Here is a 19,866-nt window from a genome sequence, read left to right on the forward strand (position 1 = left end):
ATGCGGCTGCTCGACCTCACCGCCACCCCGCACTCCAGCGGCAACCGCATCGATCTGGCCTGGCGCACACCGGAACCGGACCGCCTGACGGGAGTACGGGTCGTACGCCGCCGCGACACCCATCCGACGAGCCCTTCCGACGGGAAACTCGTGGCCGAGGGGCTCGGCCTCACCGCCGTCACCGACACCGGCCTGCACGGCGAGACCGTCTACTACTACACGTTGTTCCCCTTCGACGGAGACCCCGGCGCGTACGAGGCGGACCCGGGCAACCGGATCTCCGCGATGGCCCTGTCCCGGTACGGCCTCGCCCAGCAGATGTACGACCTGCTGCCCGCCCTCTACCACCGCTACGACGCCGAGCATGGTTACCTTCGACGCTTCCTCGACCTGCCGGGCAGCGAGCTGGACCGGCTCTACAGCCTCACCACCTCCCTGCTGTCGTCGAAGGACCTGCGAAGGGTGGACGGAGTCCTGCTCCCGCTGCTGGCGCAGTGGATCGGGTGGCCGACCGACCGCAGCGCGCCAGTGGCCACCCAGCGCAACGAGGTCCGCCAGGCCGCCCACCTCTACCGGACGATCGGCACCATCGCGGCGCTCGACGCCACGGTGGCCCGGGTGAGCACGTGGACGGGGCGTACCAAGGAGTTCACCCACAACGTGGCCCGTACCAACCAGCCGGAGCGGTTGAACCTGTGGTCGCTGCGCCGGGACGGCGCGGGCCAGTGGCTGGAGCCCGCGCTGACGTCGGTCAACTTCGTCTACGACGGCCGCCCGGCGGCGGTGCGCGAGCCCGACGGCTCGTTGCTGATCATCTACCACACGTACCGCCGGCGGGGCTGGGACCTGTGGGCCAAGCGCCTGCGCGACGGCCAGTGGGAGGCGAGCGCGCCGGTCGTGGACCGGAACGGCCTGGATCAGCACCCGGCCGTCGCCCGGCAGGGTGCGAGGTTGTGGTTGTTCTGGGAGGGTTACGACCCGGTCCACCGCCTCCGGTACCTGTCGTTCAGCACGCGTGAGGATGACGAATGGTCGCCGCCGCAGGCGTTCATGGACCAGGAGACGGACCGCTGCCGCCCGGCGGCGGTGAGCGACGCGGCCGGCGGCGTGTGGCTGTTCTGGCTGGAGCAGGACGCCATCCGGTTCAACAGGCACGACGGCGCGGAATGGGAGCTGCCCGAGCCGGGCTCCCTGCCCGCCGGGCACGGTCTGGACGATCTCTTCGCGCTCATGACGGACGATCGGCTGTGGTTGTTCTGGACGATCCGGGACACCGGCGCGGCCGAGCAGACCTGGTCGAGCGTGGCGTACCGCAGCCTCGCCCTGTCCACCGGCGACTGGTCACCGGTGTACGACCTGCCCAAGAGCGGCCACTACCATGATCGTCAACCTGCCGCGCGGGCGATCGAGGGAGGCGTCGAGCTCTTCTGGAGCACGACCCGTTACGGCGGCTGGTCGATCAGCCACAACACCCTGACGACCGGCTGGGGCGAGGCCGAGCAGGTCGGGTCGAGCCCGGCGACGCGGCGCGCCCCCCTGCCGGTGGACCTCGGCGCCGACGGCACGCTGCTGCTCTACCGTTCCAACCAGAGCGTGGAGCGTTCCAGCTCCGTCTACGCCGCGACCCGCACCCTGGACCACCGCTACGCCGGCACGACCACCGTCGACACCACGGCGAAGGCCAAACTCGCCCTGGGCGGCAGCTTCGCCGACTTCCAGACCTACCTGTACGACAACGGGCGGACCAACGCCGACCACATCGCCGACGACACCATCGGCGTGTACCTCACACCGCCTCCCGCCGTCGACGCTCACCAGGCCGCTGAGACCGTCGCCAGGCTGAGGGGAGCGCTGGCCGACTTCGTGCCCGTGACCACCCGCCCGGTCTTCATCTGGATGGAGTAGCCGCATGTTCACGCACATCACCAGAGACAGGCGCGGTGCCGACAAGCCGGAACCCGCGGAGCAGAAGTGCGGCTGCGGCGGCTTCGACGTACGCAGGTACGCGGACGGCGGGCAGCTCGCCGGACGCGAGACGTGGACCGTCAGCAAACCGTACGACGCCGACGAGGTGGCGGCCGACGCGGCGGCCGAGCGGGTGATGGCCGGCCCGAGCGGGCAGCGTGCCAACGACCTGGTGGGATTCGGCCGGGCCTTCGGCCATGACTTCGCCGGCGTCCGTCTGCACACCGACAGCGCCGCCGCCGGCTTCGCCAGGACGATGCGCGCCCAGGCCGTCACGGTCGGACGGCAGATCTTCTTCCGGGAGGGCGCCTACCAGCCGCACACACCCGGAGGCCGGCGGCTGCTGGCGCACGAACTGGCACACGTCGTCCAGCACGACCATGCTCCGAGCCGCCGGGTGAGGCGGCAGGGCCTGTCCTGCTCGACGGTGGATTTCCCCGACTTCCAGGTCGTGCTGGCGGGGACCGTGGTTCATCACCTCATCAAGCGGGACTTCGGGGGCAGGGTGCCAGGCGCCGTGTCCATCGGCATCCCGGGCGCCTCGGCCGGCCCCATTCGCACCGAGGGCATCTGCGGCGGCTTCAAGGAGGACATCCCGCCGGAGGAGTTCGGCTCGTCCGGTCCAATGGCCGGGATGGGCGTGCCCGACCTGGCCAGAATCACCTCGAACAAAAAACTTGAGGTGGCGGAGATCAAGCCGGCCGCGCTCGTCTGCCTGGTCGACGGGGAGATTCAACTCGCCAAATATGTGGGCGAGGGCAACAGCCTTGATGCCGGCCAAAAGGCGTGGCGCACGAGAAAGGATATCCGGGGGGTCGTGCCCATGCCCCCGGAGACCTACCCACCGCAAGGCCCCATCGTGGCCGGCCCTTTCATCATCAGAACGCAGTGGTGCGCGCCCGGGCTGCTCGCCTACCACGTTCTCACCCCACCCCGCTCCAGGCGGGTCACCGAGGAGGAGCGGCGTCGCGAGCAAGAGCGGATCCGGGCCGAGGCCCGCAGACGGAAGGCAATGGCGGCGGGGGTCGTCGTGGCGGGCGCCGCGGCAGCACGGGTGATCGTGGGCAAGGCGGCGTGGCGGCACTTCTGGGCCGTGGTGATCGAGCGTTTCGCGGTGCGCGCGGCCGCGGCGGCGGCGCTCGCGCTGGCCGACGGGCCGCTGCCCTTCGGCGAACTGCTCGACCTGGGGCTCGCCGCAGTCACGGCCGTGCAGATCGCCATCGAGTGGAACGAGTTGTGGCTGAAGGCCGACCAGCTCGCCGCACAGGAGGGCGCGTGACCCGCACGGCGCGGAGCACGATTTACCCGCTCTTGGCGTGACCCTGCTGAATCAGCATCCCGGGGTCGTTAGTTCGCGCCGGAAAAGCGTATAGAGATAGAGGAGCGGTTCGGCGAGAAGATGGGCCTTCACCTCGGGAATCGACTGTCCATGCGAGTGAGGATCCACCGAGGTGAGCGATGGCGGATTTTTCCCGGCCACCGTCCGAAGTTCTGGAGCAGTGCCTCAGCAAGGGCTATGTCGGGGTGCACATCGAACAGGGCGTGCCCGTTCTCGATCGTGATCTGAACCTGCAGCACGACCTCGTCTCGTCCACCTTGAGTTCGATCGTCTCGAGCTGTGTCGGCGACGGCATCTCGGCCGGATCCAAGGTTTTCGAGATCCGATCGATCCCGGCGAACCCCGACCAGCCGGCAGCGGAGTCGGACAACGACTTCTGGATTCTCGCCGGCAATTCGGTGTCGGACGTGTGCCTCGTCGGCGGCGTCGAGGTGAGGAACTTCACCAAGCTCAGATACAGCTCCCAGAAGCTTCCCGAGCTGACGACACCGGATCCCGGGCAGGGCCCGTTCCGCGAGGACGTCGTCTACCTGGACGTGTCGATGAGCACGGTGGACGGTTCGACGGACAAGGATCTGCTGAACCGCGGCGACATCGGCATGCAGACGTCCGTACGGCTTCGCCCTTCGTGGGTGGTGCAGGTCGCCGAGGGAAAGACGGAGCCGCCCGCACAGGCTCCGCCCGGGCACACGTACCTGCCGCTGGCGCTGCTGCGGCGCAAGGCGGGCAACCCCGCGATCGAATCCCAGATGATCACCGATCTCCGGCGGACCATCCTGCCTCTCACCGAGATCGAACGCCAGCTCGACCTGATGTCACGACTGCTGCTGCGGCCGTATTTCGACCCCGACCCGCTCAGGCAGGTGTCGCCCGTGCACGGCCCCGCCTCGACACCCGTGACGTTGAGCGGACGCAACTTCAACGTGTACGCGGAGGACATGGTCAAGGTGTTCTTCGGCTCGGTCCCCGCAGAGGTCGTAGAGACCACGGCGACCACCATCAGGACCCTTGTGCCGAAAGGCCTCCCACGAGTGACGAGGGTGACCATCGAGACCGCCGGCGGTTCGGTGACCAGCGACACCGTCTTCGGCCTCGACCAAGGCGGCGAACGCCCGGCCTTCCGGAGCGGTGCGATCGAGTTCACCCCGCGATCGGGCGGCAAGGACGTCGACGTCACCCTGTACGGCACGAACTTCGACATCACCTCAGCGGTGTGGTTCGGAACGAACGCCATGGCGGAAATCGTCAGGCTCGTACCGGAGGGCCTGGTGGTGAAGGTCCCCGGCGGCCTGCTCGGACAGGTGCCCATCAACATCGCCACGGCTGGTGGTGTCACCACCACGAGAGAGCCCTTCATCGTGGGCGCGGACCCGGAGTTCGCCGCATCCGGCGCCCAGTTCACTCCCGACACGGGCAGGGCGGGCGACCGCGTGCGTCTGTCGGGAAGGCACTTCGACGCACCGCCCGTATCGGTCTTCTTCGGCACGTTGTCCGCAGAGGTGGTCAGCGTCGACGACGAGCTCATCGTCGTCACGGTTCCGCTCCAGGCAGTGGGACCACAACGGATCCGCGTCATGACCTGCGTCGGTTCCGCGGTGAGTGACGACAGTTTCACCGTCGTGTCCCACTGAGGAGGATGACGTGTTCGAGGTCTATCCGATTGGACAGGCGGCCCCGGAGCACCTGGAGGCGGGGGCGGCGACCTCGCTGCTGGAGTTCACCGAACTGTCCGCGCTCGATACGGCGACCGGGCGCAGGGACATGTGGATCAGGATCGTCAAGGTGGGCGCCGGTTGTGGCCCCTCAGGACCCCCGCACCCGGCGGTCCGGCTGAAGGCCGACACCGGGGATGTCGTGGAGGTGCCGATCTCGCCCACGCCGGTCGTGCTCCTCAACGGGCCCCAGGGGTCGCCTCCGGCGGCGAACGCGAACATGGCCGCGGAGGCCGATGACGTCTATCTGGTCCGGGTCACCGTTCTTCGTCAGATTCTCAAATGGCGGCTGCAGTTGGTGAACAACGACGCGGCGGCACGTGACTTCGTCTGGGTGGTCGCCGACCACAACGCCGAAAGCCGGCAGCCGTGGATCGACCTGCCGCCCACGCTCGACTTCGAGGTCGACGTCGGGCAGGAGGCCCGGCGCAGCCTCCAGGTCGCCAACCGTGGCACCGGGACACTCACGATGGGGGACGGCGAAGGGTTCCAGCCGGGCCCGGGTTTCGTCCTCAGCGCCGTGCCGAAGAGCATCGGACCCAACGCGTGCGCCAACTTGGACGTGACGTTCACCGGTGTGCCGGGGCCCGCCACCGTTCACGCCGTCTACGACGCCACCAGCAACGACACGAAGGCGAAGACGACGCCCGGGCACAATCACCGGGTCACGCTCACGGCCGTCGCCCGGCTGGCCCCCGGCACCATCCTGCTCGCCGACCGGGACGCCGCCGGAGCGGACGGGGATTCCGCCGGCGGCGTCATCAGGGTGGATCCGACGACGGGGAAGCAGGTGAGACTGCTCGCCGGCGATCACATCGCGGCGCCCTCCGGAGTGGCCATCCAGGCGGACGGGACGATTCTGATCGTCCGCGAGGACGCACTCGTCCGGCTGGATCTGATGACGGGGCAACACTCGGTCGTGGCCTCCGGCGACCCGCTGGGGAGATTCCACGTGGGGCTGGTGATCGAGGACGACGGCCAGGTTCTGCTCACCCACACCGGACGCAAAGGTCACGGCAGGGGCCAGCTCATCAGGGTCAATCCGGACACCGGCGAGAAAACCGTGCTGACCGACAGCGAGTGTGATTTCGCCGGCGTGGCACTGGAGGCCGACGGCACGATCCTCGTCGTGGAACAGGGCATGTCACCTGACAAGCCGCGCGCCCTCCTCCGGGTCGACCGGCACACCGGACAGCCGACCGTCCTGACCACCTTCGATCCGCCCTGCAGACCGGTCGGGCTGGCCGTGGAGCCCGACGGCCAGATCCTGGTCACCGACGCCGTCTCCACCGACGGTACGGGCAGGTTGCTCCGGTTCAACCCGACGACCGGGAACAAGACGGTGGTGTCCACCGGCCAGTTCTTCCGCTCCCCCTGGGGGATCGCCGTCGAACCCGCGGGTTCGATCCTGGTGTCCGACCACGAGGCCTTCGGCCACAAGGGCGGAGTGATCCGTGTCCATCCGCAGACCGGTGAGCAGACGACGGTGAGTGCCGGGGGCCTGCTGACCAGTCCACTCATGATCACACTCGTTCCGCACGACGAACGCAGGCTCGTACCCCCTCACCGGCCATGAGCGGCATGGTCGCACGCTGACATCGGTTCGGTCGGTGTCCCGTCCATCTCTACGCCACGGGGGAACTCCATGGGCAACAACACATTGAAGCGGAGCGAGTACTGGGACCACGACCTGTACATCCCGCGCATCGGCGCCACGGGCAACGTTCAGAGTCATACGGACGTGCAGGACTATCTGCTGCCCATGGATCAGGCCCGCAACGCCGCCTGCCTCACCTGGGGCGTGGCCGCGGGGCTGGCCGTACAGGTGACCGGAGAGCCGGTCGGGTTGAGGATCAGCCCGGGTACGGCCATCGACGCGGAAGGCCGCTTGATCGTCCTGAGGCCGGGGGGCGCGGCCGTCGTCGACCCGGCCGCGGACCCGGATCAGCTCGACGACATCCTGACCGCGGGCGTCGCGGACGACGGAGTGGTGTTCGGGACGGCCAAGGTGAGCGGCGACCGCCTCCTGACCGTCACCTGGCTGGAGGTGCTGCAACAGGAAAGCCCCGAAGACCCGCCTGTCCTCGTGCACGCGCCGTGGCTGCGCCTGATCCCGGCCGGTGACGACGACGGCCGGCAGGTGGTGCTGGCGCGGCTCACCCTGGACGGCGGCAGGGTCACGACCTTGTCCGCCGGCACACGTCGCCTTGTGGGCGTGCCCACCGGACGTCTGGAGCTACGGGCCGCCACCGAAACCGGCGGAGCCGACCTTCGGGTCGGGCAACGCGTGATGGCCGAGTTCGCGGCCGACCCGGAAGGTGACGTCGTCCTCACTCTGACCTCGGACGACAACCCCCGCCGACCGCTCAGCGTCGAAGGCGCGACAGGCAACGTGTCGGTCCACTCGACGCTGTTCGCCCGTGGCGACGCGGACGTCACCGGCAAGCTGACCGCCCGCGCCACCGTCGAGGCCGCCGGGGGCATGAACGTCCACGGCCCCCTGAACGCGCTCGACACGTTGAACGCCCACGGTGCCCTGAACGCGCTGGGCGCGTTGAACGTCCAGGGCCCGCTCACCGCGAAAGGTGCCGTCACCGCCGGCGCCGGCCTGAACGTGAGCGGTGGTGTCCTGGACGTCGGCCGCCGGATGCGCGTACGGCAGGGCGAGGACCCCAGTGCCGGAATCTGGTTCTACCAACGGGTGCCCAACGCCGATCGCGCCTTGATCGGCATGGCCGATGACACCACCGTCGGCATCTGGGGCAACACCGGCGCGAACTGGGCGCTGCGCATCGACACCACCACAGGCGAGGCGAGCTTCACCGGCACCCTGGTGTCGGTCGCGGGGAGACTCGACGTCAAGGGTGTTCTCAACGCCCAGAACACCATCGAGGCCCAAGGCGTGCTCAATGCCCACGGCGCCCTGAACGCGCTGGGCGTGTTGAACGCGTCGGGTGCGTTGAACGTCCAGGGCCCTCTCACCGCGAACGGCGCCGTCACCGCCGGCGCCGGCCTCATCGTCAAGGGTGTTCTCACCACTCAGAACACCATCGAAGCTCAAGGCGTGCTCAACGCCCACGGCGCCCTGAACGCGCTGGGCGTGTTGAACGCGTCGGGTGCGTTGAACGTCCAGGGCCCTCTCACCGCGAACGGCGCCGTCACCGCCGGCGCCGGCCTCATCGTCAAGGGTGTTCTCACCACTCAGAACACCATCGAAGCTCAAGGCGTGCTCAACGCCCACGGCGCCCTGAACGCGCTGGGCGTGTTGAACGCGTCGGGTGCGTTGAACGTCCAGGGCCCTCTCACCGCGAACGGCGCCGTCACCGCCGGCGCCGGCCTCATCGTCAAGGGTGTTCTCACCACCCAGAACACCATCGAAGCCCAAGGCGTGCTCAACGCCCGCAGCACCCTGAACGCGTTCGGCGCGTTGAACGTGGTGGGCCCCCTCAGCGCGCAGAGCAACGTCACGGCCGGCGCCGGCCTCATCGTCATGGGCGTTCTCACCACTCAGAACACCATCGAAGCTCAAGGCGTGCTCAACGCCCGCAGCACCCTGAACGCGCTGGGCGCGTTGAATGTGGTGGGCCCCCTCAGCGCGCAGAGCAACGTCAGGGCCGGCGCGGGACTGGACGTACGCACGGAGCTGGACATCCGCGTGCCGAGGGCATACTACGAATGCGACACTTTCGATGTCTTCGGCAAGATGTATGTCGCCGGTGACGTCAGCCTCCATGGCAGCCAGGTCTACGTCCAGAACAATTTCCGGGTGATACAGTTTTCCAGCCTTGAGGGCGGCTGCGCGATCCGTGGCAATTTCACCAAACCTGGAGGCACCTTCCTCATCGACCACCCGCTCGACCCGGCCGGCAAATATTTGTCGCACTCCTTCGTCGAATCGCCGGAGATGCTGAACGTGTACTCCGGCGTCGCCGTCACCGACGACCAGGGCAAGGTCACCGTCGCCCTCCCGGACTACTTCGAGGCGCTCAACCGCGACCACCGGTTCCAGGTGACGCCGATCGGCCGGCTCGCCATGGCCGCCGTGGACGGCGGAGTACGGGACAACGCCTTCATCATATGCACCGACCAGCCGAACGTCACGGTGTCGTGGCAGGTCACCGGCGTACGCCAGGATCCGTGGGCCCTGGCTCATCCCGTCGAGGTGGAGAAAGAAAAGCCGGCGGAAGAGCGCGGGATGCTCCTTTATCCCGAGGAACACGGATTTCCGGCGACCATGGGAATCAGGAGTCGCGGGGAAGTCGAGAGAGAAAGGAAAAAGTCATGATGGATCAATTGCGGGAACGGCTCGCGGACCTGACCCGGGAATACCAGCTCGGCGAGGCGCAACTGCGCGACGTGGTGCGGCAGGACGCGCTTCTCCGGGAGACGCTCCTGCGTATCAGCGGAGCCATGCAGGTGCTGGAAGAACTGTGCCAGGCGGAGGAGGCGCGGGAGGCGCAGCAGGCTTAGCCCAGGTGCTCGGAAACGTATACCGGAAGGAAAGAAGAATGACAGCGCTTCACGGAAGCACCACCGCCGCGGGCGAGGCCGGAGTCCGCGGCGACAGCGTACAGTTCCACGGTGTCATCGGAATGTGCGGGCAATCCGGGGGCTCGGGCGTCGCCGGGGTCAACGACAACGGTGGCGACGGCGTGTACGGCCAGGGCCACAACGGGGTGAAGGGCAGCAGCCAGGCCGACGATGGCGCGGGACTGATGGGGCACAGCTCCGGTGTGACGGGCTCCGGAGTGCTCGGTGTCGGCGAAAGTGGACACGGCGTCCTCGGGATGGGGAAAGGCGGCGCCGCGGGGGTCAAGGGCATCAACGAGAATCCCAGCGCCCTCGGGGTGCTCGGCCAGGGACATATCGGCGTCTGGGGACAGAGCCTCAATGAGCGCGGTTTCGGGGTGTTCGGAATCGGCGGCGAGGCCGGCGTGCTCGCCGTCTCGAACGAGCCGAGCGGGCGCGGCGTCGAGGCGATAAGCAGTCAAGGCGTCGGCATCTACGCTCAGGGGTCCCCGGCCGGCTTGTTCCAGGGGGACGTCCGAGTCAACGGGGTCCTGAACGTACAGAACGTCGACGTCCTGGGCCGAATCACCGCCGTGGAACAGGACCTCACGAAAGCGGTCCAGCAACAGGTGGCTGATCTGAGGAATCAACACGCCGCGGAGGTCCAGCGGCTGACCGAGGCGGGCGCCGCCCTCACCGCACGGGTGGCCGCGCTGGAGAGCTGAGCGGGTGCGAATGCGGCCCTGGCCTCCTGCGCGGCGGCGTCGCCGGGAACGGCGACTCGGGCCGGCAGGAGCCGGACCGGCGAACGTGATGGTGGCGGAGAGGCCGAATCTTTGCCTCCCGCGCCGGGGAAGCGGGTGGACTTCGGGGGATCTGTGGGGGGCGAGGCCCCTTGGGGAGCGGTGCGCCGTGGCCGGCCAAGGCGGCCTCCGCCGACTCGTGAGACCGTCGATGTCTTCCCTGGGTGGAAGGCGCCACATGAGGGAGAGCGCTGATGGCAGGCAAGGTACGCCTGACTCTGGTCGCCGTGCTGGGCGTGGGCGCCGTGGCGCTGGGCGCCGCCGCGCTGGGAAGAATGGTGCCGGCGCCGGACGGCGGGCCCGCCGACGCGATGATGCCGGCGCGGGACGGCGCCCGCGCCGGCGCGGTGATCAAGGACGCCGCCGGCCGGACGGTCGGCTCGCTCCAGGTGGAGGACGCCGGGAACGGCAGGACCAAGATCACGGTTGGGGTGAAGGACCTGCCCGCCGGGTTCCACGGCTTCCACGTGCACGCCAAAGGGGTCTGTGATCCGCGGTCGGAGGACCCGGCCACGGGCAGCCCCTTCTTCAGCGCCGGCGGACACTACGACCTCGGCTCACATCCCCACGACCACCACAGCGGAGACCTGCCCGGCCTGCTGGTCGGCGCGGACGGCACCGGCACCGCCTCGACGGTGACCGATCGTTTCGGCGGGACGCAGCTCTTCGACGACGACGGCAGCGCCATCATGATCCACGCGGTGGCCGACAACCACGCCAACATCCCGGACCGCTACCGGAACGCCGAGGGCGCGCCGGGGCCCGACGCCGAAACCTTGAAAGCGGGCGACTCCGGCAGGCGCATCGCGTGCGGCGTGATCACCAGAAGCTAGCGCCGGCGTCCACGTCGCCTACCAGTGGTCCCAGTGCACGACCTCGGTGACGGGGACGCGGCGGGCGGGCCTGAAGTGCGTGCCGATCGTCCAGGCGATGGGGATCAGCGCGCATTGCACGGTCCTGTCGTACGGCAGGCCGAGGAGCGCGGCGGCCTCGCGTTCGTGGCTGAGGTGCGGGGTGGTCCAGACGGTGCCGAGCCCTCGGCTGCGTGCGGCCAGCATGAAGCTCCACGTGGCGGGCAGCACCGAGCCCCAGGTCCCGGCCTGGGTCGCCGGGTCGTCGAGCTCGGCCCGCGATCCGACCTGAATGCACGGCACCAGCAGGACGGGTACCTGGTCGAGGATGTCGACGAGGTGGCGCAGGCTGTCGGCGATGGCGGGCCAGCCGGCCTCGGCGGTGTAGTCGTGGCGGCTGGGGCCGTCGTGAGACCGAGGGGCGGCCGGACTGGTCAGGCCGCGCCGCCACAGGTCGGCCAGGGCGCGTCGCCGGTCGGGGTCGGTGACGAAGAGGAAGTCCCAGCGTTGCCGGTTGCGGCCGCTGGGCGCCTGCTGGGCCAGGCGGGTGCAGTCGAGGAGCACCTCGCGCGGGACCGGCCTGCTCACGTCCAGCCTGCGCCGGACCGCGCGGGTGGTGCTGAGCAGTTCGTCCGGGGTGAGGGCCAGCGGCGGGTGGTGCGGTTCAGGCAGGGACATGGTCGCTCCTGAGGGCATCGTGGCGGTCGCGTTCGGGGTGGACGAGCAGGGCGAACAGCACACCGGCGACGGCGAGCAGGACGCCGCTGAGCAGGAAGGCGGTGGTGTAGCCCGCCTCGGGAGTGGCGGCCCTGTCGAGCAGCCATCCGGTGATCACCGGGCTGGCTATACCGGCGGTGACGCTGAGCCCCGCGAAGACGCCCAGGATTCCGGCCCGCTGAGCGGGCGGCACGAGCTCGGCCACGGCGGGGTTGGCGAAGGTGTTGACGGTGACGGAGATGCCGTAGCCGAGCATCAGCAGGGCGATGGCCGGGAGCGGCGTGTGGATCAGCGGCAGACAGGTCAGCAGAACGCCGGCGCCGGTGAGGCAGACGCCGCCGAGCAGGCCCCGGGCCCGCCTGGAGGTGACGCCGGAGCGGAGCAGCCGGTCGGTGACGGCTCCGGTGGTGACCAGCGCCACGATGCCGAGCGCGCTGGGCAGCCCGAACAGTGATCCGGCCGTCTTCGCCGAGAAGCCGAGCGCGTTCTCGAAGTACGAGGGCAGCCAGGTGAAGACGATGGCGGCGAGCGCGTTCTGGGCGAAGTAGGCGATGAAACAGCCGATGAAGGTGCGATTGAGCAGCGCGCGGCGCCAGGGGACGCGAGTCGTGGGGGCGGGCCGCGTCCGGTCGTTCCCGGCGGCGCCGTAGGGGCCCTGCCGGCCGGTGGCCAGCCACAGCAGCGACCAGCCCAGCGCGAGCGCTCCGACCGTGAGGAAGCCGGCACGCCAGCCGAATCCGATGATGATCAGGGTCAGCACGGGCGCGAGGGCGATCTTGGCGACGGCGGCGCCCGCGGTGTAGAGGGCCTGCGGCAGGCCGCGCCGCTCGTTCGGGAACCATGAGTACAGCACGGTCATGGACAGCGGGTTGGCTGGTCCTTCCGCGGCTCCGACCAGGATCCGGCTGGCGTACAGCATGCCGCCGGTGGCGGCGACGACGGCGGGCACCTGGCCGACCGCCCACAGCAGGCCGCAGACCAGCAGGACCCACCGCGGGGAGATGCGTTGTGCGGCGAAACTGACGGCGACGCAGGTAAGGCCGAACAGCACGTACGACGCGCTGCCCAGCGTGCCGAAACCGGCGGCCGACATGCCGAGTTCGGCGCTCATCGGCTTGGCGACCAGGCCCAGCAGGGCCTTGTCGAGGAACACCACGACCGAGGAGAGCACCAGTACGGCGGTGACGCCCCAGGCGCGGGCGTTGTGGCGGGGTGATGACGGAGGAAGTGCCGCGCCGTGCGGCGCAAGGCTTTCGTTGACTGTCACGGCTTTGGCGTGCCTTTCTGCGGGGGGCTATCGGGGAAGGGCGGCCAGCCACTGCATGAGGGTGCGGTTGATCTCGTCGGGGCGTTCCTGGTGGAGGTAATGGCCCGCGTGGGGGAGTCGCACGATCCGGCTGTGGCCGCGGGTCAGGCACGACCGCTCCACCTCGGCGCGCGCCGGATGGCGGTGGAAGGCCAGCACCGGTTGGCGGCGCCGGCGCAGCATGGGTTCCGCCTCGGGACGGAAGCGCAGGCTGCTGGGGCCGAAGGCGCTGTGGCGGAAGGTCCGGGCGCGCAGCCATGCCGGTCGTGCCAGGACGTCCAGCAGGTGCCAGGTACGCAGATGCTCGGGGGTGGCGGGGGTGTGGAACCGGTCGCTGATGAGGTCCTGGGCGATCCGGTCGGCGTCGGGTCCCTCCAGGTCGTCGGCCAGGCGGCTCATCCACTCCCGCTCACCGGGGTCGCCGGCGTAGTCGGGGTCGATCAGCGCCAGGGCGTGGACCAGGGTGGGGTGGCGGGCGGCCAGCACGGTGGACACCGAGCAGCCCATCGAATGGGCGAGCACGACCACCGGGGCCAGCTCGGCGTGCCGGATCAGCGCCGCCAGGTCCTCGGCGTGGTCGCCGAGGTCGTAGCCCGCCGGCGGGGCCCCGGAGCGTCCGTGTCCGCGCAGGTCCACGGCCATGGTGCGGTAGCGGGTCCGCAAGGCGGGGATCTGGTGGATCCAGCCTTCGGCCGCGCCCCACAGGCCGTGCACGAGGAGCAGGGTGAGCCGTCCTGGCCGAGGGCCGGTGGCGGGCGGGTAGTCGGCGTAGAACAGGCGCACGCCGGAGTGTTCGAAATAGGGCACGACAGGTTCTTTCGGTCAGGGCGACGGCGCGAGCTGGGCTCCGCCGCACACGTGCAGGATCTCGCCGGTGATGAACGCGGCCCGCTCGCCGGCCAGGAAGGCGACGGCGTCGGCCACGTCCTGCGGGCGGGCCAGCCGGCCGAGCGGGGTCATCGCCAGGTGGCGGGCCGCGAACCGGTCGAACTCCTCCTCCGTACGGCCCGCCCTGGTCAGAGGGGTCTCCACCACGCTGGGCGCCACCGCGTTGACGGTGACGCCGAGGGGGCCCAGTTCGACGGCGAGGGACCGGGTCAGGCCCACGACGGCCGCCTTGGACGTGACGTACGCCGTGGGACCGCCCCCGAGCCAGGTACGGGAGCCCACGTTGACCACCCGGCCGCCGCCATGACGCCGCCACCAGGGCCGCATCGCCTGGCAGAGCAGCATCGGCCCGCGTACGTTGACCGCCATCGTCGTGTCCCAGGCGTCGGGGGTCTGATCGGACAGCGGCAGGCGGGGGTTGACGGCGGCGTTGTTCACCAGGCAGTCCAGGCGCCGTCCGGCGTGTTCCAGCCGGGCGATCTGCTCGCGGACCGCGTCGGGGTCGCTCACATCCACCGGATATCCGGCGACGTCGCCGGATCCGGACAGACGGTTCGCCGCGCGGGTCACGGCGGCTTCGTCGAGGTCGAACAGCGTCACCTGGAAACCGTCGGCGGCCAGCTGCGCGGCGATGGCCTGGCCGAGGACGCCCGCCCCGCCGGTGACGACCGCCCCCTTTCCGCTCAAGCCCGCGCCTTTCCCGCTCAAGCCCACCCTTTTCCCGCTCATGCCCGCACCGCTGTCGCCGGTTCGAAGGTGGCGTGGCCGCGCAGGTAGGCAGCGTTGAAGGCGAGGGCCTCGCGCGGTGGCCGGTCGGTGCTGAAGTCCTCCACCGACACCCATCCCCGGTAGCCGGAGTCTTCGAGCAGCCGCAGGATCGCGGGCACGTCGAGCACCCCGTCGTCCATCGGCGACCAGCGGTGCCGCCACGGGCCGCCGCCCTCGGCGCGTTCGAAGACGGCGTTCTTGATGTGCACGTGAGCCAGGTGCTCGCCAAGGATCTGCAGGGCCAGCCGGGGATCCTCCGACCCCTCCACCACCGTGTTGCCGGGGTCGTAGATCACTCCGACCAGGTGCGGAGGCAGACCCCGTACGACCTGCTCGGCCAGCGCGGCACTCGGACAGATCGTCCGCTGGTGCATCTCCAGCAGCGCCTGCACGCCGAAGCGGCCGGCCAGCGCCGCGACCTCGCCGAAGAACGCGACGGCCTGGCCGAGTGAGCGGTGGAACCCGCCGTCCGTCGTGGGTGGCGCCCACAGGCGGATCCGCGGCGCGCCCGCCTCGGCCGCCAGGCTCATCAGCCGCTCGACCCCCGGCAGGTCGCCGGTCTGGACGTACCCGCTCAGCCCGACGACGGCCAGGCCCGCGCGGTCACAGAGCCCGCGTGCGCGGCGGAGGTCGTCCCGCCGCGGGCGCAGGGTGCAGCGGTTGTTGCGCAGGAAGTGCGCCGGTCCTGGCGAGCCGGCCGCCGCCGAGACCCGCCATTCGATTCCGGCATAGCCGGCCGCGGCCGCCGCCTCGACCGCCTGGTGCGGCGTCAGCTCCGGCAGGCAGGCCGAACATACGCCAAGCCTCATCTTGCTCCTCGAAGAACGCAGCATGGAGAGCTGCTCACCGTTCGGCGTCACCATCGGTGATGGCCGCCGACATCAGTACAGAGCCGAACACGCCTCGCAGTCCAAGTCCTTTCAGGCACGTCTACTATGTTCTGCAGGCATAACCCGGCCGACCAGGCGAGGGAGACCGTGGAACTTCGGCACCTGCGCTACTTCGCCGCGGTCGCGGAGGAGGGCTCGTTCTACCAGGCCGCTCAGCGGCTGCTGGTCTCACAACCGTCGCTGAGCAGGCAGATCATGGATCTGGAACGGCGGCTCGGCCAGCGCCTGTTCGAGCGCACCTCCCGGGGGGTGCGGCTGACGCCGAGCGGCGAGGCGCTGCTGCAGCACGCCCGGCAGATCCTCGGCCTCGCCGCGACCACGCAGGAGATCGTCTCGGAGGCCGCCCGGGCGCGGCAGGTCGTCTCCGTCGGCGTGCCGCCCGCCACGCCCGGCTCCTGGCTGTCCTCGGTCGTCGAGGCGGTGGACGCGGCGCTGCCCCACGCCGAGCTGGACTACGTGGAGGCCACGAGCTTCGACCAGCTACGCCTGCTCCACGAGGGCAGGCTCGACCTGTGCCTGGTCCATCAGCAGCCGCCCGGCCACTACGCCTCCTGGCTGTTGCGCCGGGAGATCCTCGGGCTGGCGGTGCGGCCCGGTCATCCGCTGGCCGGCGAGCCGGACCACCGGATCGGTGATCTGCACGCGCTGCGGGTGCTCGTCCACGCCCGTGAACGCGAGCCCGCCCGTGAGAGCGTCACCGCGGCCGTGCTGGCCGCCGGCGTCCGGCCGTACTGGCAGTTCGCCCGGTTCACCGAGCACGTCCTGGCCTGCGCGCAGGCCACGCGGGCCGATGCCGCGCTGGTCGCCTCGCACGTCGCCGCGCTGAAGCTGCCCGGCTGGCGCTGGGGGCCCGTCCAGGAGCTGCCCGAAGCCGTGATGACGACATGGCTGGTGTGCCAGCGGCCCACGCGGGCCGTGGTGGACGAGGTGGCCGGCGTCCTGCGGTCCGTACCGGCCTGACCGTACGTGGTCGTGCCCGGTGTCAGAGGGGCGCGGCGGTGGTCCGCAGCCACGCGATCTTGTCGGCGGTGTCGGTACCGGGCAGCGGGTTGTACAGCACCATGATCAGGTCGGGTCTGGCGGGCAGTCTCATGTGGCTGCTCTCGAAGGTCAGCGTGCCCACGACGGGATGGTCGACCTCGTTGATCCAGATTCCGGCCGCCTGTACGTCCTGTCGTGCCCACAACCGGGCGAATTCGGGGCTGGTCAGGCCCAGCGTGCTGACCACGTCGTGGATGTCGTGATCGCGGGGCTGCTCGGCCGCCGCGGCCCGGAAGGCCGCCACCACGGTCGGCGCCAAATCCTGCCAGGCCCGCTCCCGGCAGCGGAACCGAGGGTCGTGGAAGAAGCCCACCAGACAGTTGCGCTCGGCCTGAGCCATGTCCAGCGCGAGCCTGGCCGACTCGTTCCAGGCCACGTGGTTCCAGGAGGCGTCCAGCATGGTGGCCGGCTTGGGGTCCCAGGCCTCGATCAGTCGTTGCAGTCCGTCGCAGTAGGCGTGCGGGTGTCCGGTCGGCGGCGGTGGATTGAGCCCGGCCAGCGTGTACAGGTGCCGCCGTTCGGCCTCGTCGAGTCGCAGTACCCGGGCCACCGCGTCCAGCACCTGCGCGGAGACGTTGATCTCGCGCCCCTGCTCCAGCCACTGGTACCACCCCGGGCTCACCCCGGCCAGCACCGCGACTTCCTCACGGCGCAGCCCGGGCGTACGGCGGCGTCCCCCGGCCGGGAGACCGGCTGAGGCCGGGCTCACGCGGGCACGTCTGCTCACCAGGAAGTCACGCAGGTCGCGGCGGCGTCCCTCGCCCGGCGTCACCGCGCACCGCTTCGGCTGGTGGTGCCACCACCAGTGTCACCACGCTCTCCCCGCGAAGACCGGTCATGGCCGAGCGTGGACGCCATGACGATCGACCCCTTGTCGAGGGACGCCGACGCCGGGAGCTCGGCCGGGGAGCACGACGCTCGCTTCACCACGCGTGCGAAACTCATCCTTGCCATCCTGTGTGCCGCACAATTCATCATTTCTTTGGATTTTTCAATCTTAAATGTGGCCTTGCCTGATCTCGGCCGGGAACTGGGGATGGAACAGGCCGACCTGCAGTGGGCGGTCACCGCCTTCGCACTGCCGTCGGGGGGATGCCTGTTGCTGTTCGGCCGCATGGCGGACCTGTACGGCCGGCGCAGGCTCTTCCTCGGCGGCGTCCTGCTGTTCACCGCGGCCTCCGTGCTGGCCACCTTCGCGTGGAACCCGGGGGTGTTCGTCGCGGGACGCGCCCTTCAGGGGCTGGGGGCAGCCGCCATCATTCCCACCGGTATGTCGCTGCTGACGACGACCTTCCCCGAGGGGCCGCGGCGCAACCGGGCGCTCGGCGTCAGCGGGTCGGTGCTCTCCCTCGGGTTCACCGTCGGCATGCTGGTCGGCGGCGCGATGACCGACACACTGGGCTGGCGTTCGACGATGGCGTTGCTGGCCGTCGCGGGCGTCGTCCTGGCCATGGCGGCGCCAGGGCTGCTGACCGAGAGCCGGGGCGCCCACGCTCCCCGGCTGGACCTGCCCGGCGCGGCCACCGTCAGCGGGGGCCTGGTCTGCCTCATCTACGCCCTGTCGGCCGCGGGAGCGGTGAGAGTGGTGGCCATGGTGGCGGCCGTGTTGTTGCTGGGCGTGTTCGTGGTCATCGAGTCGCGAGCCGCGCAGCCGCTGGTCTCGTTGACCATGCTGCGCAGGCCCACGGTCGCCTTCGGCAGCCTGGGCGGCCTGATCACCTTCTCCATGATGAGCGCGTTCATCTTCCTGCTGACTCTCTACCTGCAGGATGTCGAGGCGCTGTCACCACTGTGGACAGGTCTGTTCTTCGGCGGTCAGGGCGTCGTTCTGGCCGTGACGGGCATGGTCTCCTCCCGGGTGATCCGCGCGCTGGGTGCAAGGCGGACGCTGGTGGCGGGGCTGGCCCTGCAAGGCCTCTGCACCGCCGCGATGACCGTGACCGAGGGTGCCTGGCCGGCCCTGGCCGTGGTGTGCCTGGCCTCCGTGGGCCACATGTCGGTCGTGGTCTCCTACGGCGTCACCGTGACGTCCGGGCTGCCGGACACGGTTCAAGGGCTGGCGACCGGGTTGGTGACGAGCGCCCAGCAGATCGGCATCACCGTCGGCGTCCCGATCCTCAGCGCCGTCTGCGTGGCCCGCGTGTCCGCGCTCCGGGATGCCGGTCAGGCCGCGGCCCCGGCTTTGCTGAGCGGTGTGCGGCTGGCCGCCGCCGTGGACGCGGCCGTGGTGCTGGTGGTCTCGCTCGTGATCGGGTACGCCCTGCTTCGTACCACCTCTCGCCGACTTCGAAGGACATCCGCGTGAACGACTCAAACCTGGCCGGTCAGGTCGCCCTGGTCACCGGCGGCTCGTCCGGCCTCGGGCTGGCCATCGCGCAGGCGCTGGCCGGCGCCGGCGCCCACGTCGTGGTGTCCGGCAGGCGCCGCGAGGCGTGCGAGGAGGCGGCCGCGGGGATCACCCGGGCGACCCGCCGTCCCGCGTCGGGGCTGGCCTGTGACGTGACCGACGAGCACGCCACCCGGCGGCTCGTGGAGGAGATCGTGTCCGGTCATGGACGTCTGGACGTGCTGGTGACCAGCGCCGGTGTCCAGGCCCGCGGCGAGATCACGGACCTGGACGTGTCCGTCCTGCGCGGCTGTCTGGAGACGAACGTCGTCGGCACCTTCCTGGCCTGCCAGGCGGTCGTGCCGGTGATGCGCGCCGCGGGGTACGGCCGCATCGTGACCCTGGCCAGCGCGCTCGGGCTCGTCGGCGCGGCCGCTCGGTCCGCCTATGCGGCCAGCAAGGGGGCGGTCGTCCAGCTCACCCGCAGCCTGGCCGTGGAACTCGCCCCGTACGGGATCAACGTCAACGCCCTCGCCCCCGGTCCCTTCCGTACGCCGCTCAACACGAACGCCGACGACGACCCGCAGGTGCGGCAGTTCCTGCACCATGAAGTGCCACTCCGACGCTGGGCCGAGCCGGACGAACTCACCGCCGCGGCCTTGTTGCTGGCCGGGCCGGACGCGTCCTACCTGACGGGCGCGATCCTGCCGGTGGACGGCGGCTGGAGCGCCCATTGACCCTGCCGGGCAGC

The 19,866-nt window shown here is 70.2% G+C and carries 17 protein-coding genes; 11 read left to right on the top strand and 6 right to left on the bottom strand.

All coding sequences use genetic code 11. The annotated features are described in order from the left end of the window. From DMB42_RS41735 to DMB42_RS41770, 8 genes are all read left to right on the top strand, one after another. Positions 1-1,905, top strand: a complete 1,905-nt coding sequence (locus DMB42_RS41735; RefSeq protein WP_125644794.1) for a phage tail protein — start codon at positions 1-3, stop codon at positions 1,903-1,905. A gap of 4 nt (positions 1,906-1,909) precedes the next feature. Further along, entirely contained in the window at positions 1,910-3,244 is a 1,335-nt protein-coding gene (locus DMB42_RS54460) for a DUF4157 domain-containing protein (protein WP_221762583.1), read from the top strand. Positions 3,245-3,423: 179 nt separating this feature from the next. Continuing rightward, complete coding sequence (locus DMB42_RS41745; RefSeq protein WP_125644796.1) at positions 3,424-4,935, top strand: IPT/TIG domain-containing protein; 1,512 nt, start codon at positions 3,424-3,426, stop codon at positions 4,933-4,935. 10 nt (positions 4,936-4,945) lie between these two features. Then, complete coding sequence (locus tag DMB42_RS41750) at positions 4,946-6,592, top strand: SMP-30/gluconolactonase/LRE family protein (RefSeq protein ID WP_125644798.1); 1,647 nt, start codon at positions 4,946-4,948, stop codon at positions 6,590-6,592. 69 nt (positions 6,593-6,661) lie between these two features. After that, positions 6,662-9,301 carry a hypothetical protein gene (locus DMB42_RS41755; protein ID WP_125644800.1) on the top strand — a complete coding sequence of 880 codons (2,640 nt, stop codon included), beginning with the start codon at positions 6,662-6,664 and terminating at the stop codon, positions 9,299-9,301. Further along, positions 9,298-9,486, top strand: a complete 189-nt coding sequence (locus DMB42_RS41760) for a hypothetical protein (protein ID WP_125644802.1) — start codon at positions 9,298-9,300, stop codon at positions 9,484-9,486. Before DMB42_RS41755 ends, DMB42_RS41760 begins: the two co-directional genes overlap by 4 nt. Positions 9,487-9,524: 38 nt before the next feature. Continuing rightward, entirely contained in the window at positions 9,525-10,250 is a 726-nt protein-coding gene (locus tag DMB42_RS41765; RefSeq protein ID WP_125644804.1) for a hypothetical protein, read from the top strand. A gap of 272 nt (positions 10,251-10,522) precedes the next feature. Next, on the top strand, positions 10,523-11,161 hold the full coding sequence (locus DMB42_RS41770) for a superoxide dismutase family protein (protein WP_221762584.1): 639 nt from the start codon (positions 10,523-10,525) through the stop codon (positions 11,159-11,161). An 18-nt stretch (positions 11,162-11,179) separates the two neighbouring features. Here the strand turns inward: DMB42_RS41770 and DMB42_RS41775 are convergent, their stop codons facing one another. The 5 genes from DMB42_RS41775 to DMB42_RS41795 are packed head-to-tail and all read right to left on the bottom strand — an operon-like array spanning position 11,180 to position 15,667. Continuing rightward, entirely contained in the window at positions 11,180-11,857 is a 678-nt protein-coding gene (locus DMB42_RS41775) for a nitroreductase family protein (RefSeq protein WP_125644806.1), read from the bottom strand. Next, positions 11,844-13,163 carry an MFS transporter gene (locus DMB42_RS41780; RefSeq protein ID WP_125644808.1) on the bottom strand — a complete coding sequence of 440 codons (1,320 nt, stop codon included), beginning with the start codon at positions 13,161-13,163 and terminating at the stop codon, positions 11,844-11,846. The genes DMB42_RS41775 and DMB42_RS41780 overlap by 14 nt, the downstream gene beginning before the upstream one ends. Positions 13,164-13,190: 27 nt before the next feature. Beyond that, positions 13,191-14,009, bottom strand: coding sequence for an alpha/beta fold hydrolase (locus DMB42_RS41785; RefSeq protein ID WP_125644810.1), 819 nt, complete (start codon positions 14,007-14,009; stop codon positions 13,191-13,193). 15 nt (positions 14,010-14,024) lie between these two features. Beyond that, positions 14,025-14,777 (bottom strand): SDR family NAD(P)-dependent oxidoreductase, encoded by a 753-nt coding sequence (locus tag DMB42_RS41790; protein WP_260478249.1) that lies wholly within the window; start codon positions 14,775-14,777, stop codon positions 14,025-14,027. 38 nt (positions 14,778-14,815) lie between these two features. Beyond that, positions 14,816-15,667: a sugar phosphate isomerase/epimerase gene (locus tag DMB42_RS41795; protein WP_125644814.1), complete on the bottom strand. Its 852-nt coding sequence runs from the start codon at positions 15,665-15,667 to the stop codon at positions 14,816-14,818. Between the two features lie 168 nt (positions 15,668-15,835). On the opposite strand from DMB42_RS41795, the gene DMB42_RS41800 reads away from it, so the two are divergent. Then, complete coding sequence (locus tag DMB42_RS41800) at positions 15,836-16,708, top strand: LysR family transcriptional regulator (protein WP_125644816.1); 873 nt, start codon at positions 15,836-15,838, stop codon at positions 16,706-16,708. A 22-nt stretch (positions 16,709-16,730) separates the two neighbouring features. On the opposite strand, the gene DMB42_RS41805 is transcribed toward DMB42_RS41800, so the two are convergent. Next, on the bottom strand, positions 16,731-17,561 hold the full coding sequence (locus tag DMB42_RS41805) for a helix-turn-helix transcriptional regulator (protein ID WP_125644818.1): 831 nt from the start codon (positions 17,559-17,561) through the stop codon (positions 16,731-16,733). 84 nt (positions 17,562-17,645) lie between these two features. Between DMB42_RS41805 and DMB42_RS41810 the strand changes: the two genes are divergently transcribed. Both DMB42_RS41810 and DMB42_RS41815 read left to right on the top strand, forming a co-directional pair. Continuing rightward, entirely contained in the window at positions 17,646-19,094 is a 1,449-nt protein-coding gene (locus DMB42_RS41810; RefSeq protein ID WP_125644820.1) for an MFS transporter, read from the top strand. After that, the gene (locus DMB42_RS41815; protein WP_260478250.1) at positions 19,091-19,852 is read left to right on the top strand and encodes an SDR family NAD(P)-dependent oxidoreductase; all 762 of its coding nucleotides are present in this window, start codon (positions 19,091-19,093) and stop codon (positions 19,850-19,852) included. The genes DMB42_RS41810 and DMB42_RS41815 overlap by 4 nt, the downstream gene beginning before the upstream one ends. Positions 19,853-19,866 lie beyond the last annotated feature (14 nt).

The organism is Nonomuraea sp. WAC 01424 (assembly GCF_003947315.1).
In the GTDB taxonomy this organism is placed as follows: Bacteria; Actinomycetota; Actinomycetes; order Streptosporangiales; family Streptosporangiaceae; genus Nonomuraea; species Nonomuraea spiralis.

What these genes read in the sequence shown, in the direction of transcription:
- DMB42_RS41795 (WP_125644814.1), bottom strand. Translation starts at nt 15,667, where the DNA reads ATGAGGCTTGGCGTATGTTCGGCCTGCCTGCCGGAGCTGACGCCGCAC.
- DMB42_RS41745 (WP_125644796.1), top strand. Translation starts at nt 3,424, where the DNA reads ATGGCGGATTTTTCCCGGCCACCGTCCGAAGTTCTGGAGCAGTGCCTC.
- DMB42_RS41810 (WP_125644820.1), top strand. Translation starts at nt 17,646, where the DNA reads ATGACGATCGACCCCTTGTCGAGGGACGCCGACGCCGGGAGCTCGGCC.
- DMB42_RS41735 (WP_125644794.1), top strand. Translation starts at nt 1, where the DNA reads ATGCGGCTGCTCGACCTCACCGCCACCCCGCACTCCAGCGGCAACCGC.
- DMB42_RS41765 (WP_125644804.1), top strand. Translation starts at nt 9,525, where the DNA reads ATGACAGCGCTTCACGGAAGCACCACCGCCGCGGGCGAGGCCGGAGTC.
- DMB42_RS41775 (WP_125644806.1), bottom strand. Translation starts at nt 11,857, where the DNA reads ATGTCCCTGCCTGAACCGCACCACCCGCCGCTGGCCCTCACCCCGGAC.
- DMB42_RS41760 (WP_125644802.1), top strand. Translation starts at nt 9,298, where the DNA reads ATGATGGATCAATTGCGGGAACGGCTCGCGGACCTGACCCGGGAATAC.
- DMB42_RS41755 (WP_125644800.1), top strand. Translation starts at nt 6,662, where the DNA reads ATGGGCAACAACACATTGAAGCGGAGCGAGTACTGGGACCACGACCTG.
- DMB42_RS54460 (WP_221762583.1), top strand. Translation starts at nt 1,910, where the DNA reads ATGTTCACGCACATCACCAGAGACAGGCGCGGTGCCGACAAGCCGGAA.
- DMB42_RS41770 (WP_221762584.1), top strand. Translation starts at nt 10,523, where the DNA reads ATGGCAGGCAAGGTACGCCTGACTCTGGTCGCCGTGCTGGGCGTGGGC.